The following is a 14225-nucleotide window of genomic DNA, read 5'->3' on the forward strand; positions in this document are numbered from 1 at the left end:
GTGCAGTGACAGCGGCGCTGGCCGTGCCTGCTGGGTCAGCGCCTACTTGGGCAGGCGTATGCGCGCTGGCCTTTTCTTCGTGTGCAGTGACAGCGGCGCTGGCCGTGCCTGCTGGGTCAGCGCCTACTTGGGCAGGCGTATGCGCGCTGGCCTTTTCTTCGTGTGCAGTGACAGCGGCGCTGGCCGTGCCTGCTGGGTCAGCGCCTACATCACCAGGGGTTAGCTGAACCGCGCCTGTCTTCCCTGCTACGCTTGCCACGCTGTCCGTATTGTCGATCTTGGACCAGGTACCACCGCCGCCATCGGCGGGCGTCCAGAGCAGCATGTCTTTATTGCGGTACTCAACACCGCCGATCGTCACGCCATCGGCCGCGCCGGTGACTAGCCAATAACTGGCGCCCGCTGGCTCACTCGGCAATGTGCCGGTGCTGGCATCCCATGCGCCTTGGGCAACCATGGCGTTAACTGCGCGCTGGCGTGAGATCTCGGCCCAGTGCATGGCGGAAAGTTCGGTACCGTCCCCTTCTGGCACTGGCGAATCGATTGGATAATTCGCCCAGTGCTTGGCTTCTAGGGCATCCTCGGCCGTGGCCACGCGATCAGCGGCGGTGGCGGCGGCGTCTTCTCCAGTAGCAACCCGGTCCTCTCCGGTCGCTATTCGGTCGGCAGCGGTTGCGGCTTTATCTTGGCCCGTGGCCACGCGATCAGCGGCGGTGGCGGCGGCGTCTTCGCCGGTGGCGGTGCGGTCAAGGGTGGTTTGCTCGGCATGGGCGCTTGCGCTTGCCTCGGCCGCCAGCGCCTCATCGCGCAGCTGCTGAAACTCAAGGATGATCTGCGGGGTTAGGTTATCGTAGCCGATGGAGGAAACGACCAGGGCGTTGATGTCCGCCTCCGTGTTATCAGCATTGATAAGCACGCCAGTGGCCAGCGTGTAATAAGACTGACTGGTCTTCACGCGGATGTCGTAAGTGCCGTACTCAACGCTGATGGCGTAGTCGCCGCTGTTGTCGGTGATCGCTTGCGCATTGGTGTAGCTGAGCACGGCGCCCGAGGTTCGCACCGCATCGAAGCGGATAACAGCATTGGGCAGTGGATCGCCGAAGGGCGTGGTCAGGCGACCGGATAAGCTTAGGGGCATGAAATTCTCCTATCGTTTTACGCCAAGGCATGAAAGGGAGGATAGCTCCGCCCAGGTTTCGCCATTTCCGTAATTAAACGCTGTCATTTCTAGGCTGTAGGTGTGAGATCCCGAACCGGGCGACCTTATTACCGTGGCTGAGAATGGCTTAGTGGCCGAGTTGCTGTTTGTTTCAAAATTTCCGACTATTTGTTTTCTGAAAACAGTAGCGCCATCTTCCTTTAATGTTACATATACCGCTGATCCCGCTCCTGCATCTGCGTAAACGATGGCGCTTACAGTTACCATTATGCTGCCTCCCTCAGCGTCAAGCGTGGCCGAGTGAAGAGAAACGCTATTGTTGATGTTGGTTACGTAAAAATACCTCTTGCCTATAGATGACGAAGCGGCTGGCACTGTAACCGCATTTTCACCTATTTGGAGAGACCCCACTTGTGCGTCAGCAATTTGAGCCGAGGTAATCGCCGCGTTTTGAATTTTCGCGCTAGTGATGGCGCCGTCTTGAATCTGCGCATTGCTGATAGAGGCGTTCTTTATTTGAGCCCAATCCACATTGAGTTGATCGACCGCGATGTACTCAGCCTGTAATTTTCCATTCTGGAAGATCAGCGAGCCGGAGCTGTCGCGCAGCTTGGTGAACGTCAGCGATTGTATCAGCGCCTCTTTGAGATACAGCGCGCCATCGGTGAAGATGAACGGGATCACCTCCTCTGCCCCATCGCCCGGTTGCGCAATGTAGAAGCGATCGGCCAACACCCCAAAATCGAACACGTCCTGATCTTCGTCGTAGGCAGTACCAAAGCCCGCCACGCGGCCGCCACCGGTAATGTTGAGCACATAGCTTGAATTCAGGCCGTCAATGTTCTGACTCAGGTCGGAAAACAGATCCGTCTGCTTAATCTGACCTGAAATCACCTGCATGATCTTGCTGGGGTCATTCTCCGTCGTGGCTTGCACCGGGTACCAATCGCTGACGCCGTAGGCATTGATGCCGCGCACGTAGTAGTAATACGTGGTGGCGGGCGTTAGCTCGGTATCGGTCAAGCTGCTGGCCACGGCGCGGCGAATCGCGTTGCTCTCGATCATGCTTTCATCAAGCGCGGTCGTCGCGCGCCAGAACTCCCACTGCTGACCAGGGCGGCCACCATTGGGGATCAGCGTCACCGTGAACGTGCCCACCTCGATATTGATGCTATCCGGCGGGATGGGCAGCAGCAGCCCTGCCACGTTGGTCGTAAGCGCTACCCAGGGCGACAGCGTGCCAATGCCGGTCACGGCTCTTACGCGCACCATCCATTCGCCGGCGCCCGCATCGGTGATGTCGAACGATACGCCGGTACCGGTGTATGCCGTCCGCCAACGCACGTCGTTGGGGCCCTGTACTTCGGCAATGTAGCTGGTCACGCGCGCGTCATCGCTTGGCGTCCAGCTGATCGTCAGGCCCTGGTGTTCGGTGCCGCCCGCAATATACCGCCACGTTTCAACATTGATGCTCAGCGGCGAGGACACTGGGCCCGTGGGCAGCAGCGACGTATCCGGCTCCGGCAGATTGAGGCCCTGCTCGACACGCGCGTATTTGGTCGGGTCGTGCTCGATCCCGGTGACCTGGTACTTTGCCTGCTCTTGCTCGGAGACAGACGCAACGCGAAACAGGCGCGGCTCGACTGACTGACTCGACAGCATCCACACGGCGCCGATCATCGGTTCCGCCGATAACGGGGCGGCGAGATCAACGCGATGATCAACAAACGCGTCAACAGCCCGTCGCTCAATGCCGCCGCTGGGTAGTAGCACGTCAATAAACCAATCGCTGCCGCCAGCCTCCTCCGGCACGGCATCCAACTGCAGCGACTCAAGGCCCACGCCACGGAGGCGGCCGGATAAGCGTGCACCAACGGTAATCGGGTCAGATTGTTGGAAGATTTCTCCAGGGCGAACATCAGCGTGATCAGCTGAGGCCGTATAGGTCACCGTATCAGTTTCGGAGCGCTCTTTATCCAGTATCATCTTTCCGTATCGGTGCGCTTGCCCCCTTGATTTGCAGCCTATCAAGGTAACTTCAACCGGCTTCCACCCGAACTGCTGAATCGCCTCCGCATCTTCAACTACTTCAACTTGTAGGCGACCGCCGTCCTTAGGATCGTTCCAGCTAACCAATGCAACTGAGTGGCGAGCTTTCAGAGCTGTGCCGGAATACTCGAATTCACCATCAACCACGTTTGCCGGGGTGACTAGCTTCACTGGGTCGCTAGGCATATCAGCGGTGACCATTACCGTATTAGAGCCCCAATACGTCATGCCCATAAAAACAGACGCCAGAGTATTCAGCGCGGTGATGGCTTCCTCACGGCTGGCCAGTACGGTGTTAAATGTGAATCTGGGTTCTAGCTCGCCATAGCCATTAGGCACGAGCTCATCACAATACTGAGCGATCTGATAAAGACCCCACTTGTCGACGTTGTCCAGGCCCGCGCCATAGCGTTTGTTGGTTGCCAGGTCCATGAAGACCCAGGCGGGGTTATCCGTCCACGCCAGTTTCCAAGAGCCATCCCACATGCCGCTATAGGTTCGGCTCTCGGCGTTGTAGTTGCTGGGAACGCGGATGATCAGGCCTTTCACGTCATACGCGCGCGAAGGGATCTGGTTGCCGAATTGCTGTCTATCCACCTCTAACCCCACCAGGGCGGAGTCTGGGTACGTCAGCTTGGCGTCGATGATCTCGGTGTACGTGGCCCAAAAGGTTTGGTTGCGCAGCGTTGAGGCATCGCTATCTGCCGTAAGCCGCCGCACGCGTACTTGCCAGGGCCCGGCGCCAGGCAGCTCAACCCGATAGGCCCGCTGATACGGCGATATAGTTTTGCCGCTAATGGTATCGGTGCGCGCTGTTGACCAGCTGCCACCGTCGGGGCGCACGTCGATCGCCACCGACACCAATGTGCCGTTTAGATCACCGTTTTCAACGTTCTGCTTTGTGAGCGCAGGCAGCTGAACAGTGATGCGGACCGCGTCGGCATCCAGGTTATTGACGGTGCGCACGATCGGGAGGTCATAGGTCACCTCGGTGGAGACATCGTTCGCTGTCTCTACGGATGGAAACCCTGCGATATGCGCTTGATCCGGCTCACCGTCGCGGGTGTGAACGGTCACGCCGTTGTAGTTGTAGCTACCGTCTTCACCTTGCAGCGGCGTCTCGTCAATGAAGATCGACTTGTGGCCCTCGGCCAGGCCGACAATCGGGCCTTCGCCCAGCATATCGAGGATCCGCGCCTTGCTGGTTGAGCGCAGCGTGTTAGGCGCTTCGCGGGGTGTACGGCTGGAGCCACCGCCGCCCTTGCCACCACCTTCACCGTAGAGCGAGGACTGCACGTCGGCTTGATACGCCTCATTCATCGTCAGGTCGCTCATTCGTCCAGTTCCTCAGCGGTCATGCCCGCGCTAATCACCACGCTGCCAACCCGCACACGGCCGTAAATCACCGGGACTGGCAGCCCCTGGGTGCTGGTATTCACCGGGCCATCAAACAGGAATGAGGGCCGCTCGGCGGGGGATTCGCGCTCGTTGTAGTTTGAGCCCGGTACGGAGGTGGTCATTTGCACTACGCCGCCGATGGCCATACCCGCGCCAGCTGAGATCAAATACGGGTTAAAGCCATTGAGTACGCCCACTGCAATCAAAGCCGCCCCGGCGATGACGTTGAATACTTCGCCTGCACCTTCCACGGCGGGCATGATGTGGATCTCGTGCTGATTCCCAAGCGCTACGGTTAAACCGTCTTCGTCCAGGTCGTCGCCGCTTTCCAGCGGGCCGCGAATCACATGCCAATTGTTCGCCTCAATAGCAGAGCGAAAGCCGGGCAGTTGGACGGTAAGCGCGCGGACGGCTTCGGCGGGGTCGCGGACGTCCAACGAAAAACGCTCACCGAAGTGAGCGCCTAGCGAACCGTGCAAATGGATCTCTTTCATTCGTCCCTCTCGCTATGCCGGTACCAGTGCGTGATGTAGTGCTGCCAGCGCCCGACCGGCTCACGCCGTGATAATCGTGCTGGGTCTACCGGGTTACGGGCAGACGGGTGATGCAGGGTCAGGCCGTTATCCAGCAGCACGCCGCCATGGTTGGGTACCGGGCTACGGAATTGTGCCAACCACATATCGCCCGGCTTGGCGTCTTCCGCCTCGATGCGCCGAAACCCTGCTGACGCCACGCCATCCAGGTAGAGGTTTTCGCCCTGCTCGTGCCACTGCCAGTTGCGCGGGTACTCCGGCAGAGCAATGCCCAGCTCCTGCGCGTAGTAGTCACGAATCAGCGCGTAGCAATCCGTAATGCCGTGGACAAACCCGCGGCCGATCAGCGGCGCTTTCTCCACGCCTTCGCCCCACCAGCGGATGGGCGTGCAGTTCTCGCCGTTGGTGGCCACAATGCCCCAGGGCACGACGGTGGCGAGCTGCCCGCGCATATCGGCCGCGCTGGGGCAGTCGGGAAAGTCGGGGTGACTGTGCACAACGGCCTGCAGGCCGCGCTTGATAGCGGCGGCCATGGTGCGCTTATCGACCTTGAAGGTGCTTTCGGGGTCGGTGGCAATGTTCTTCACCTGGCGGCATTCGCCCGGGGTGATGAGCCACACGGCTTCATTGGGGTACGCCTCGAGCGCGCCGGCATTGATTTTCTCGCGGTACTTATCAAACATCAGCGAACCCTCCCCACACCGGGGAATCCCCAGAACGGCAACGCGCCGTTTTGCCCGAATCGCAAGCGGCAATCGCTCAGCCGTTTGCCGCAGCGGTCCTCACCTGGTGCCGCTGGAGAGCCGTTTGCCTCGAACTCATCGTTGCCCGCATAGGGGCACGTGACGCCTGCGTACTGGTACTGCGAGCCATCCCAATAGCGGTAACGGTGAGTGCATGTATCACGCAGCACCTGGCGCGCCGGTATCTGTTTGCCCTCCTGGTCCATCTCGACCGAGAGCTCAAACTGAATCTGGCGCCGGTTCTGGCTGGTCTTCCGCTCGATCACGTAGTAATCGACCGGGAACAGCGCTTCGGGATCTGGGTCGGTACCGTCATCCAGGTGCTTTCGGTAGGTGCGGATCCGCTTTACCGGCATACCCACAAGGTCGTCTTCCGAAAGCACCAGCGAAAGAAACGCCAATTCCATGGCGGTAACGGTCAGCGTAGGCCGGGGAAGCGTGCCTTTACCGTTCCACTCGAACCCTTCTGCCGTAATTGGCAGGGGCTGGTAGGTGTAGCCGTTAAAGCGAACCGGCCCGCCGTCTACCGCCTCCGGAGCAAAGCGCAGGATGCCGTCACCGTACTGTCGTGCGTCCAGCTCGAACACCGTGACGATTGCGTCTTGCTCTAACCGCTGCACGTCGGAAGCAATCACTTGGCTCATGGGTTGTGATCCTCTACTAGTGTGGCGGTGATGGAGCCGAGGTTCGGGCCGATCGGGCGAACGCTGCTTAATTCAGAGCATACCCACCGCTTTAGCTCGTGCTCCCAGGGCGGCTGCCAGTAAAACGCATGCACGCCTTTACGGGATTTCAGGAAGGGGTAAAGGATGTCGTAGCGCTCACGCTTTAACGCGCTCCATTCCAGGCTCCATGATTCGCGCACGCTGTTGGCCCCTGCCTCGCGGCGTTGTTCATAGCCATCGCCAAACTGAACGCGGTCCACTGAGAATTCAGGGCTCACCGAGGGCGAGTAACTGGCGGGGATGTTGGGCAAAATATCCATACGGCTCCTTAACTGGACAGAAGCCCGCCCTGGCGCTTCTCGTTCTGCATGATCTTCAGCACTTCGTTACGGAAGGCTTTGCCCATTTGCTGGCCCTGCCGGCGGGACTCTTCGGCGCTCATGCCTGGTTTGGCGTCAACGCTTATCGCGACCTGGAAGTTAACGCCGCCAGAATCGCCTCGAGGCTCAGTGTCACGCTCAAGTCGCGCCAGCGTGGCGTCCATCTTGGCGCTGGTTTCCGCCGTAGTGACGCGTTCGCCTTTCTTGAGGTTCCATGTGCCATCCTCAGGTACTGACATGATGCCGTCGTGGGCCTGTCCGTCGATCGACACACTCTGAATGGTGGAAACAATACCGGCGGTCTCAGCGGCCACGGTGGCCATGGCGGGGATATTGGCCGGAAACTGGAGACGCGCGGCTCTGGCGATACCCTCCTGGATGGCCATTATTGAAGAGGCAATAGCGAAGGCTTTCTCAGCGGCAAACATCGTTTTATAAATATCGCTTTGCTCGCCGGCAAACGTTTTGGTTACGTCCGCCATATCGCCAAAGGCGCCCTCTGCAGCGGATAGCCTGGCCATCATTCGAGCGTCTTCAATGCGCGCCAGTTCGTCTTCATGCTCTTGCTTCAGGGCGCGCTCTTGCTCGTCCCATTCCGCATTAAGGTCTGAGCGTTCCTGCCGGAATTGCTCGAGCATTTCGAGCTGCGTGTCATACCACTGCTGAAGCTCTTCTTCTGCCTCATCGATCTTGGCGAGTTCACCAAAGGCACCGCCAATGCTGGCATCCAGCCCGCCGTACTCGGGGGCGTCTTCAAAAGAAGCCGCGGCAATCTTCCCGGCAATATCCGCATACTCATCACTTGCCACGTTGACGGCATCAAGCACGGCCAGACGCTCATGCATCTGATCAGTTAGCTGCTCTTCGGTAGTGCGCAAGTCCTCGAGGAGTTTTTGATAATCGTCAGCGGCTTTCTCGCTCTCCTCATAGGCGGAGATGGTTTCGAGGGCAGCACGTGCTGCTGCTAGCTGTTTTGTAGTCGCCCCTTCTTGAGCCATTTCATAAAGGGCGGCGGCATCTGAGGCCATGCCAAGAGTTTCAACTTGCAGCTTTAATGCATCAACCTGCTTGTTGATCGCGTCAATGGCCTCCTGCTCTTCCTTCGTTGGCTTATTGTCATCGTCATCGTCGTCATCGTCTTTCTTGGTCGGTGGCTCAACCTCTATGGCCGCTGCCGCCTCGCGAGCCTGGCGTATAAATTCATTTAACCGCTCTGATGGAGCAACACCCTCGGCAAGTTCATCCAGTTCGAATCGGGCATTTTTTAATGCGCCTTCAAGCGCTTCTACTTGCTCCCTCATGGAGTAAGTAAAATCAGGCTGATTGACAAACGCGACATCAATGCCGGGCACGTTATTCATTTGCTCAATAAGGAAATTGAGGGCGTCTACAGGGCCTTCAAGAATGGCTGTTGTGGCCGAGGCCATACTTCTAGCGATAACAAGCGCGAACTCTCGCGTGCTAACGCCAGCAGTTTGAATAAGGGTGTCTATATCCCAAACCGCATCAAGGAAAGCGCCCAGGTAGTCAACAGATGTATCCACCATCTGTTGAACAACAACTTGCATATCGCCAGCTTCTTTGGCGGCGTCACTGAAGTCTTCAGCCAAGGCAAGTACAAAGGGGGCTAGCTCTATCGCTAACGCGTCTCCCATGGAGCCTACCAGTGCGCGCCCTTTATCAAGCTCTGTTGCCACCTTGGATAGTTGCGCAACCTCAAGCTCTGACATGACAATGCCGAGCTGGTCGGCTTCGTCTGCCATTTCACCCAGCCGCTCACCGCCGTTACGCAATAGCGGGATCAGGGCCGTGGTGTCGCTGGCCATCTCTTCCAGGTAGGTCGTCATCTCTTGCTGAGAGACGTTAGCCTTTTCCAGGCTGTCGTAATACAGCTGGAGCGCCTCGGGTCCTGACAAGCCCTTGAAGGCCTCAGCGGTTAAACCAATCTTGGGTGCGACGTTTTCAAAAAACGACGCCATGGGCCCGCCGCCTTCGCGTAGGAAATCACCAACGCGATCGTTCACATCCTTGAGGATGTCCGCCAGCTTCTCTTCTTCGATGTTAACTTCACGCACGCCATAAGCCATGCGCTGAAACTCTTCCACTGTGGCGTTTGCCAGCTGGGCTTGATTGGTCAGCCCTCTCGCGTTTTGAGCCGCCCGATCTGTAAAGGCTATAAGTGCCGTAGCGCCAGCAGCAGACGCCGCTGCAACGGCGGTTACCGCGCCCGCCACCTTCTTAAAGTCATCTGATATTTGCTTAGTTTGGCGCTTAGTTCTACGCCCCGCCTTATCCATTGGGCCTAGAAAATTGCCAGTTTCCAGCACTAGATCCAACGTCAGGCGGCCCAATGAACGAACTGACATACTTTTCTCCAGACGTAAAAAAACCCGCCGTGGCGGGTTTTAATTAACAAAAGAATTACGTGCTTGGTTTATCTCGACCTATCAGTAACCCCGTGACCAGAAAAATTGCGGCCAAGAAGATGCTAAAAAAGCCGGTAACCAATGTAGCTCCACCGTAGCCAATCGCACTGCCCACAGTGTGGACAGAATCTCCCTGCGGGCCACTCGATAAAAGCGAGCTAGACATGATGATTGCCGATATAGGTAATGCTAGCGAGAAAACACCACAAGAGATAAGAAGCCTCCGCCATGCTTTTGACGCACTATTAGCTTTCCAGGTAATACCAACAGCAATAATAAAGAGAGCCAGCATTAAAAGCCCACCTACTCCATCATCTTCTAACGGGCCTATGGCCATTGAAATAACCGTAAAACCGAGAATGGTGAACATTAGCCCACCCACCAACGCCGCAACAATCTTCCAAAAGATGCCCATCGACTGCCCCCTTTTTCGCCTATTTGGCAACTTTTGCTATCGGTGCGCCAGCCAAGGTGGTTTAACTCAACCCAGCCGCCACAGCCCTCGCAAAGCTCCATGTAAGTTTCTCCGGGCTTACAAAGTCCTTTAAAGCTTCGGGCCGCTGTTGCTTCTCCGAATATACTTACCGCGCAGTCCCTGCAATATTCAGCCACGCCAAATTCCCCGTTGAGCAAGCCCAACAGGGAACGTATCGCACTTAGCTAAATTTGGCTAGGCTTAATGCGCCAGCGTGCTTTCCAAAAAGCCGCCGCTTTTTTCGGGTGAGTCGGCAAATTGATTGACCCCCATACGCCGCTGCACGGCATCGAACTCTTCGTCCAGATTTTTATGTAGACGGCTTGCCACTGATTGACCGTCTCTAAAGTGGTCAATCATCTCTGTACCGGCCCGGCTTCCCAACAGGCGCATTGCTTGGTAAAGCTCGTAACGCTTAAAGATGTCGTAGAGCACTTCTAGCCTGGTCGTCACAAACCAGACATCGTAAAGCTGAATGTCGGTCAACATGGCACCGCCCTGAGCCGGTTCCTTCCTTAGCACTGGGAGCGTCTGCTGTTCCAGGTAGTCACCTTCTAACGCCATGCGGTGAACGTATTCCACGGCAGCAGGCACCTGCTCGGTGCTAAGCTCGTCTATGTGCTCCACATTGAAACGGTGGTGCACCAAGCGGTAAGCATCGCTGTGCATCATGCCGCGCTTGGTGGTAAGCATGGTAACGGCAGCGCGCAGGCCCGCCCGCTCGTCTGGCGTGGCGGTGCGTGGATTTACTGCTTGACCTTTCTGCCAGTAGTCGCTGAGCACGTCGAAGCACTCTGCCTGGTATTCAACCAGCTTCTCGCGGATCTCTGGCTTGACCCGTGAGGCGTCTACGCCGAACAGCCAGCCGTTCAGTTTGTTCAACGGAAGGGTCGCCAGCTTGCGACTTTTACCGTCACGGGCAACCGTAGTCATCATGACTACGGTTGATTTTAAAACTGGATGGCGCTTGATGCGGTGCCACTGTGATTGCCAGCCGAGGCCGATAGCGTCACAGATCGGTTTCATGGCCACACGAACGACACCTTCGACGTTAAAGGTCGGGATGTTTGCGCCATGGAAATTGATAGAGACTGGGGTAAAGGCTTTTTGGACTGTCATGGTCTGCTCCGCTACTAAACGGTTGACCACCACGAATGAGGTGGCCGGGAGGTTAGTAGCCGTGCAGCACGGTGTGACTTCTTCCCCTTGCGGGTCTTGTATCCGTCACCCTCCCGGCCAAAATCTGGCTGGGTTGCCCAGAAACAGGCACAAAAAAACCACGTCTATCGGGCGCGGAAAGCCGGCTGCATTCGAGCTACTAAACTCTTACCGATAACCTTACCCACGGTTAGCGTAGTCGTCAAGCGTGAGACGTCTTGTCTAGCGCCTGGCGTATTTCCTCAGCGGTCTTCCCTTTCGTAGTCAAGCTGTCGTTACAGCGAATGGCAGTAATTTCGGCGTCATTCAGTCCAAGGTGGCGCATTTCCTCTACCCAGCGCAAAAGGCGCTCTCCTTGGGTGCGGCGCGAGGCCTTTGGCTGGAAACCATTGAGCATCTCACGTTCACGCTCACATATTTCACACATGTCTTGGCCGCCATACTTTTTATGCCATTTCCCCAACTTTTTGCGTAGCTCATACTTCCCGCAGTCGCACCGGACGACCCACCAGGATGATTGGCCGTTAGGAGTGGGGCGCAGCCAGAACATGGCTGTCATTCGCCCATTCTTCGCTCCCTCATGATTCCTGACTACTTCAGGACGGCTGGGCCGTCTCGGAGGCGCATCCAGAGTTAATCGTCTCTTTGGGCGATCTTCCGTAAACTCTACGTCAAAGTGAACGCCTGGAAAAAATCCAACACGCAGGGCTTGGCGATCTATGGGAGCGCCATGTGTCGAATCAATCATCCGCTGCCTCCTCTGAGAGATATAACTGGCTGAGCGCTACCTGTTCATTATGGTGGCGTCGGGTGCCTTTCTAAAGAGCCATGATGTGCCTGTTTAGATTTACAGTTACCCCCAACTCTCCATAGCCTCTTCCAGTGTGGCCACCGGCTCATCGGCGTGGGGCATGAAGGCAGTGAGAGTAAACGCCTCCGCGCCCTTCTTCCGGTTCATGTTGGCCTGCTGGCAGACGATCTGGGCAGCGGCGCGCTCGATGCGCATGCCGGTGTGGAGCGTGCCGCGCTTTTGACGGAACGCCACCCAGCTTAGGAACTCTGGGTAGCTGACGCGCTCTTGGGCTTCTTCGATGGTGCGCCCGCCGATGCCGTTGAGGACGAGCTCGTGCCAGAGTTCGGCTTCGTCACTGAGCTCGCCCGGTGCTTTCCCAGGCTGCTGGCTTCGCCAATCACCCGCAGTAGCTCATGCGTCAAGCCGTTGCTAAGCGGGCCGCGCTCTGGGTCGGCTTCGCCGGTAATGTCGCCCACGCTGAACACCGGCGCGCCCTCATCATCCACGATGCAGTGTGCGATGCGGGCGGCCAGCGGGTCGCTTTTCAGCTGGCTGGAAACAATGTCGCTCTTGGCCGTGGCGTAGGAGAGCGGTAGCACGTTCACCGTCGCGGTGAACTCCTGACCTTCATGGCTCCACTTGATCTCTTTTTCCACGGCCTTGCGGGAAACAAAGCCGCCATGGGCGGCCAGGTTTTCAACAGTTAGCTTCATGTGGCGGGCACCTCAGCTTTCGGCACCCAGGTACCGCCGCCGCTGCGCTGTAGCGAGCAGTTGGTGGCGACCAGGGCGTTGGTTTGGAAGTCGAACGGGAAGTCACTGACGTAAGCGGCGAATCGGTACCAGGTTCGGCCAGTGGGCAGCGTGACTTCATCTGTTTGGCTATCGTAAGTAGGAAGATCGGTACCGTCTGACCAGCCCACAAACCACTCTACAACCTCGGCTTCATCGCCCTCCGCCATTTCGTGTAGGCGAATATGTGACGGTTCCTTAGGGGTGGCGTTCACGGTAAACGATGCCTGGCCAGGGGTGCGCAATCCCCGCAGATAGGTACGGCTGTTGGTTTCTTCCAGGTCGGTATCTTCGATCTGGTCCGCCGGGTTGGTGCCGGGGTTGAACGCGGTGGCTTTACGTAGCCGCACGATCGCTGGACCGCCTTCGGCGTTACGGTCCAAGAAAAACACATGAGTGCCTTGGGTTAGCACGGACATGATGACGCTCCTCCGCCGCTGGCGGTCAGGTGGGGTGGTACCAGCTCACATCTAAGCTGGTGGTTTTCAGCTGGGTGTTGGGCTCGGTGTCGGTACCGCCGAGCCTGGTGATGTAGCAATGCGGCTCAAGCGCGCGGCGCATGGCTTTCAGTACATCGTTAGCGCTGCTGACGGTGTCGGCGTAAACATCAATCTGGATATTCCATTCGTCGATGTCGGGCGGTTCATCCATGTAGTTTTCAGGCACGCCGTTCAGCACCTGGTAAACCGCGTAGGGCTTGGCGACGTTTTCCGGCGCGTCACCGAACGGGAACAGGCGCGTTGGCCCGGTGCCCAGCAACGCGGTAACCCCCGCGTTAGCGGCGCAAACGGCAAACAGTGGGGGCATGGGGTCACTCCGGTTAGTGCTCACCGCGCTTGATGGCGCGGTCTAGGGACTTGTTGTAGTGCTTAATGAATTCGTCGGTGGCGGCCTGGATGTTTTCCGACAGGGCGCGGCGGGCAAACGGCTGCGCCGGGGCGTTGATCGTGCCGAGCTCAAGGAAGCGCCAGTAGAACGTATCGCCGCCCGGGTTTGATTTCCCTTTGCCTTTCACCTCACCGCTGGCAGCGGCGTGGCCACTTGCCCCGCCCAGCACGCCGACACGAAACACCAGGTTACCGTTACGCTTGAAATCCTTGGGCGAGAAGCGCACCACGATATTAGCGGCGATCTCTTCTGGCGTTTTGGGGTCGTTGACTTTTTCCGCATTTGCTCGGGCTTTATCCCGCACCAGGTTGGCCGCTTTGCGCATGGCAAAGCGCCCGCCTTTCTTGCGCAGATCAAAGCTGAGGTTTTCCATGCGCGCCAGCAGTGGCTCCAGGCCTTCGACGTTGGCGGAGACGGGATCAGCCATCGTTCACGCCCTCGCTGTAAGGCAGCGTCAGGTATTCCCGACCACTACGGTTATCGGGTAGCACGCCCTCAATGTTGTAGATCGTGCCGCCCTTGCGTACCCGCATGCTGCTATCGATCTGAAGGCCGGGACGGTGCCTCATGACCAGTTGCCCGGTGACTTCCGACTGCGCCGCCTGGGCGGCAATGAACGCCCGGGCGCTTAGCGGCTCGATGGCCATCCAGACCTTAGTGACTTCCTCCCACCCCTCTACCATCGCACCGGTGTCGGGATCTTGAGCTTGCCCGCCCGGCTTTTCGATGACGCATTGATGCCGAAGTTTACCAATTCTCATAAACGC

At 57.8% G+C, this 14225-nt stretch carries 16 protein-coding genes; all 16 read right to left on the reverse strand.

The features are described 5' to 3' along the window. Positions 1–1138 (reverse strand): prophage tail fiber N-terminal domain-containing protein (locus NH395_RS08660; RefSeq protein WP_253024034.1); only part of this gene is annotated, 1138 nt, incomplete at its 3' end. A 9-nt stretch (positions 1139–1147) separates the two neighbouring features. After that, positions 1148–4543 carry a phage tail protein gene (locus NH395_RS08665; RefSeq protein ID WP_253024035.1) on the reverse strand — a complete coding sequence of 1132 codons (3396 nt, stop codon included), beginning with the start codon at positions 4541–4543 and terminating at the stop codon, positions 1148–1150. Next, positions 4540–5100, reverse strand: a complete 561-nt coding sequence (locus tag NH395_RS08670; protein ID WP_253024036.1) for a hypothetical protein — start codon at positions 5098–5100, stop codon at positions 4540–4542. Before NH395_RS08670 ends, NH395_RS08665 begins: the two co-directional genes overlap by 4 nt. Further along, complete coding sequence (locus NH395_RS08675; protein ID WP_253024038.1) at positions 5097–5822, reverse strand: NlpC/P60 family protein; 726 nt, start codon at positions 5820–5822, stop codon at positions 5097–5099. The genes NH395_RS08670 and NH395_RS08675 overlap by 4 nt, the downstream gene beginning before the upstream one ends. Continuing rightward, positions 5822–6526, reverse strand: coding sequence for a phage minor tail protein L (locus NH395_RS08680; RefSeq protein WP_253024040.1), 705 nt, complete (start codon positions 6524–6526; stop codon positions 5822–5824). The genes NH395_RS08675 and NH395_RS08680 overlap by 1 nt, the downstream gene beginning before the upstream one ends. After that, the gene (locus NH395_RS08685; RefSeq protein ID WP_253024042.1) at positions 6523–6867 is read right to left on the reverse strand and encodes a phage tail protein; all 345 of its coding nucleotides are present in this window, start codon (positions 6865–6867) and stop codon (positions 6523–6525) included. The genes NH395_RS08680 and NH395_RS08685 overlap by 4 nt, the downstream gene beginning before the upstream one ends. A gap of 8 nt (positions 6868–6875) precedes the next feature. Continuing rightward, positions 6876–9293 carry a hypothetical protein gene (locus NH395_RS08690; protein WP_253024044.1) on the reverse strand — a complete coding sequence of 806 codons (2418 nt, stop codon included), beginning with the start codon at positions 9291–9293 and terminating at the stop codon, positions 6876–6878. A gap of 55 nt (positions 9294–9348) precedes the next feature. Continuing rightward, entirely contained in the window at positions 9349–9768 is a 420-nt protein-coding gene (locus NH395_RS08695; protein ID WP_253024046.1) for a hypothetical protein, read from the reverse strand. Positions 9769–10029: 261 nt separating this feature from the next. Beyond that, positions 10030–10947 carry a phage antirepressor N-terminal domain-containing protein gene (locus NH395_RS08700; protein ID WP_253024048.1) on the reverse strand — a complete coding sequence of 306 codons (918 nt, stop codon included), beginning with the start codon at positions 10945–10947 and terminating at the stop codon, positions 10030–10032. Between the two features lie 241 nt (positions 10948–11188). Next, positions 11189–11413 (reverse strand): hypothetical protein, encoded by a 225-nt coding sequence (locus NH395_RS08705; protein WP_253024050.1) that lies wholly within the window; start codon positions 11411–11413, stop codon positions 11189–11191. A 426-nt stretch (positions 11414–11839) separates the two neighbouring features. After that, the gene (locus tag NH395_RS08710; RefSeq protein ID WP_253024052.1) at positions 11840–12031 is read right to left on the reverse strand and encodes a hypothetical protein; all 192 of its coding nucleotides are present in this window, start codon (positions 12029–12031) and stop codon (positions 11840–11842) included. 5 nt (positions 12032–12036) lie between these two features. Continuing rightward, a complete protein-coding gene (locus NH395_RS08715; protein WP_253024054.1) occupies positions 12037–12492 on the reverse strand; it encodes a phage tail assembly chaperone family protein, TAC in 456 nt (151 codons plus the stop codon). Beyond that, positions 12489–12989 (reverse strand): phage tail tube protein, encoded by a 501-nt coding sequence (locus NH395_RS08720; RefSeq protein WP_253024056.1) that lies wholly within the window; start codon positions 12987–12989, stop codon positions 12489–12491. Before NH395_RS08720 ends, NH395_RS08715 begins: the two co-directional genes overlap by 4 nt. Positions 12990–13014: 25 nt before the next feature. After that, positions 13015–13377, reverse strand: a complete 363-nt coding sequence (locus NH395_RS08725; protein WP_253024057.1) for a DUF3168 domain-containing protein — start codon at positions 13375–13377, stop codon at positions 13015–13017. Positions 13378–13390: 13 nt separating this feature from the next. Further along, positions 13391–13885, reverse strand: coding sequence for an HK97-gp10 family putative phage morphogenesis protein (locus tag NH395_RS08730; protein WP_253024059.1), 495 nt, complete (start codon positions 13883–13885; stop codon positions 13391–13393). Then, positions 13878–14219, reverse strand: coding sequence for a phage head closure protein (locus NH395_RS08735; RefSeq protein ID WP_253024061.1), 342 nt, complete (start codon positions 14217–14219; stop codon positions 13878–13880). Before NH395_RS08735 ends, NH395_RS08730 begins: the two co-directional genes overlap by 8 nt. Positions 14220–14225 lie beyond the last annotated feature (6 nt).

Origin of the sequence: Halomonas sp. Mc5H-6, assembly GCF_024124705.1 — a bacterium.
Classification (GTDB): domain Bacteria; phylum Pseudomonadota; class Gammaproteobacteria; order Pseudomonadales; family Halomonadaceae; genus Vreelandella; species Vreelandella subterranea.